Source organism: Dietzia sp. DQ12-76 (assembly GCF_014145045.1).
In the GTDB taxonomy this organism is placed as follows: Bacteria; Actinomycetota; Actinomycetes; order Mycobacteriales; family Mycobacteriaceae; genus Dietzia.
Window position 1 is genome coordinate 15,409 of record NZ_JAALDV010000565.1, and the last position, 3,428, is coordinate 18,836.

Below are 3,428 nucleotides of genomic sequence, written 5' to 3' on the forward strand. Positions count from 1 at the left end.
GGACTGCTGCTGTCGCGTGACGGTGACGCTTTTTCAGTCTGTGGGCGTGCGAGGGTGCCGGCTGGCGCTGCCGGTGGGCGGGTCTCCGGTGGTGCTATCGAGGGCGGGCAGGCGGGGTCAGGCTGGTTTGGGAATCGCGGCGATTGTGTTGAATACGGCGACGATGGCGGCGGCCCACGGCCAGGTTTCGGGGATCTTCACCCGCCGCCTGCGGCCGCTGTGGACCAGTCGGGCTGCCACGTGGAGGAAGCGGTAGCGCAGCGCTTTGGGCTCGCACAAGGCCAGAACTGCGGCCGCGCCGGTGCAGGCCAGCATCCGCGTCCAGGCCAGGAGATCCGCGGCGATCATCACCGCCACCAGCCATGCCTGATTGAGAGCGAATTCCCGTGAGGGAAGCCTGCCCAGGCCGGTGTCTTTGGCGTGGCGGATGCGGTCCTCGACCCGGGCGTGAGCCCGGTGTCGGGCCTCGAGGAACTGCAGCTGACCAGTGATGGTGTTGGTCACGAACGCCTGGTAGCGCCACCCGTCGATCTCCTCGAACATCGACAACTGGGCGCCGGGGTGGGGTCGTTCGCGGCGCACGATGACCCGCATCCCGTCCGGCCACTTCGCGAGCATCCTGGAGGCGAGCAACCCGGTCAGCTCAGCAACTTCAGCCCCGTCGCGGATGTCGCCGGAGGGATTCAACGCTGGCCCCCACGCAGCCTCGGGAGCGATCGCAATGGCCCGGCGCAACGGGGCGGTGACCGAGAACCCGACCGAGTACTCCACCCGTCGACCGCGGATGCCGTTCTGTTCGGTGATCCAATCCAGAAGGTCACGGGAGGCACCGGCGCCGTCGGAGCGGATCAGCAGGTCGCGCCGGTGAGCGGCGGGGATCTGGGCGATTGCTTGGCCCAGGACGTCGATGTGGTCGGCGGCGGTGTTTGACCCGGCGTTGCCCGGGCGCAGGCTCGCGGCGAGGAACTCTTCTGTGTTGTCGCACCACACGCCGATCGGGTGGTAGCCGAAGGTGCGCTTGTACGTCGGCGCGGCGTTCTCTTTCTCGCTGTGGGTGACCACGATGGTGGCGTCCACATCGAGCACGATCGTCGATCCGAGGTCCCGACCTGCACATTTGGATGCGGGAACCCCGCCTGGTAGTTGGGACCACACGTGACGCCGGGTACGGGCCCGCGCGACTTGGATCTTCTTACGCTTGCCGGCAGTGATCTCGTCCAGGGTCCGCCATACCGTCGGTGCTGAGGCCACCGGGCCCAGGGCCCCGGATTGGTGGCGCAGGACGCCGATGTCGGAGATGGACTCGCCACCATCTGCGAGCATCACCGCGACATCGGTCAACACCCGGCCGCGGTCATGGATGGGGATGAATTGTCGGCGAGCCATGGCCCCTGACAGCTCGGCGGTCAGACCGACCTGATCAGCCAGAAGGCGTGGAGCGATGGCGCCGGCGTGAGAGATCACCCCGACACCATCGGCAGTAACGGACAGACCAGCCGACCACGACGTACGCTTCACCTACCGAGTGCTTTCTGCTGGAGAACATGGAACCTTAGACAAGTCCCAGTTTCCCCTGTTCAGGAAGCACTTCGGTCTATTTTCGCCCGGCAATCCGCAGATCCCCGTGAATCACCCGGGCTAGAGGAGCCGACGAGCGAAGCCGTCGGGCGCGGGGCCACCTTGCCCGGGACCATACTCGCGTCCATCGCCGAATCGCTACCCGGGTGGCACAGCCCTGGACGGGGTTCCCGACCGGATGCAGGCGAGGCAAGGCTGACCTACCGTCGCGAGCAGAGCCGGGTCGATCACCCGGCGGACGCGAACCACGGGAGGACCCATATGTACGTCACCCACGATCCGTCGACCGGGACGACCGACAGCGAGTACGACCAGACCGACGACGTCGACGGGATCCTGTCCACCGTCACCACTGGCTTCGACTCCTGGCGCGCCACCGACGTCGCGGAGCGGGCGAGGATCCTCCTGGCCATCGCGGACGCGTTCGAGGAGCACACCGAGGAGTTGGCCAAGGCCATCACCACCGAGATGGGCAAGCTCCCCGACCAGGCGCAGGGAGAGGTCCAGCTCGCCGCCTCGATCTACCGCTGGTACGGCGAGCACGGCCCCGAGCTGCTGGAGCCCGAGACGTTGGACGTGCCCGGGGCCCGCCTCAACCGCGTGACCCACGAGCCGGTCGGGCCCCTGGTCGGCGTGATGCCGTGGAACTACCCCTACTACCAGGTGGCCCGGTTCGCGGCCCCGAACCTGCTGCTGGGCAACACCATCGTGCTCAAGCACGCGAGCATCTGCGCGCGCTCGTCCGCGGCCATCGAGAAGGTGCAGCGCGCGGCTGGGCTTCCGGAGGACGCGTACGTCAACGTCTACGCCTCCAGCGACACGGTCGCCGAGATGATCGCCGACCCCAGGATCAAGGGCGTCTCGCTCACCGGCAGCGAGGGCGCCGGCGCCGCCGTGGCCAAGGTGGCGGGGGAGAACCTCACCACCAGCGTGCTGGAACTGGGCGGTTCGGACCCGCTCATCGTCCTGGACACCGACGACCTCTACGAGCTGGTCGAGACCGTCGGCAAGGCGCGTCTGTCGAACTGCGGGCAGGCCTGCAACTCACCCAAGCGGATGTTCGTGCCCGAAGACATGAAGGACGAGTTCGTGGGCAAGCTCCGCGACCTGTACGAGGGGACGAAGGTCGGCCCCGCGGCCGACGAGGGGACCGCGCTCGGGCCCCTGTCCTCGGAGGACGCCCGCGACGGGGTGGTCGAACAGGTCGAGCGCGCCGTCGACCAGGGTGCGACCCTCGTGACCGGGGGCCGCGCGATCGACCGCCCGGGCGCGTTCATGGAGCCCACCGTCCTCACCGGCATCACCCCGGAGATGGACGCCTACACCGAAGAGATCTTCGGCCCCGTGGCCATGGTCTACGGCTACGACTCCCTCGACGAAGCCGTGCGGATCGCCAACGACACCCCCTTCGGACTGTCCGGCTCGGTCTGGGGGACCGACACCGACAAGGCCTCCGAGGTGGCCGAGCGGCTCGAGGTGGGTATGGCCTACGTCAACGAGCACGGCACCACCATGGCCGGCCTGCCCTTCGGCGGCGTCAAGCGCTCCGGCTACGGCCGGGAGCTCGGACGCTGGGGCCTCGGCGAGTTCGTCAACGTCCGCCTCCAGCGGGTCCACTGACACCGACGTAGTACTCCGGCGACGCATCGCACCCACTCCGGCCGGGGGCACTCACCGCCCCGGCCGGAGTGCGTCCGCCTACCCTCGGCGGTCGACCCCTCACCAAAGGAGCGCCATGACCGCCGCGACACCGCACCCGCCCCTCACCGTCAGCCCCGAATGGCTGCACCAGCACGTCGACGACGCCGACCTCGTCGTCGTCGACGCCACCGCCCACCTCCGCGTGCCCA

At 68.6% G+C, this 3,428-nt stretch carries 2 protein-coding genes; one reads left to right on the forward strand and one right to left on the reverse strand.

All coding sequences use genetic code 11. The features are described from left to right. Positions 1 to 117 precede the first annotated feature (117 nt). Positions 118 to 1,518: an IS1380 family transposase gene (locus G6019_RS16860; RefSeq protein WP_182628121.1), complete on the reverse strand. Its 1,401-nt coding sequence runs from the start codon at positions 1,516 to 1,518 to the stop codon at positions 118 to 120. Positions 1,519 to 1,839: 321 nt separating this feature from the next. On the opposite strand from G6019_RS16860, the gene G6019_RS16865 reads away from it, so the two are divergent. Beyond that, entirely contained in the window at positions 1,840 to 3,198 is a 1,359-nt protein-coding gene (locus tag G6019_RS16865; protein WP_182613605.1) for an NAD-dependent succinate-semialdehyde dehydrogenase, read from the forward strand. Positions 3,199 to 3,428: the final 230 nt, after the last annotated feature.

What these genes read in the sequence shown, in the direction of transcription:
- G6019_RS16865 (WP_182613605.1), top strand. Translation starts at nt 1,840, where the DNA reads ATGTACGTCACCCACGATCCGTCGACCGGGACGACCGACAGCGAGTAC.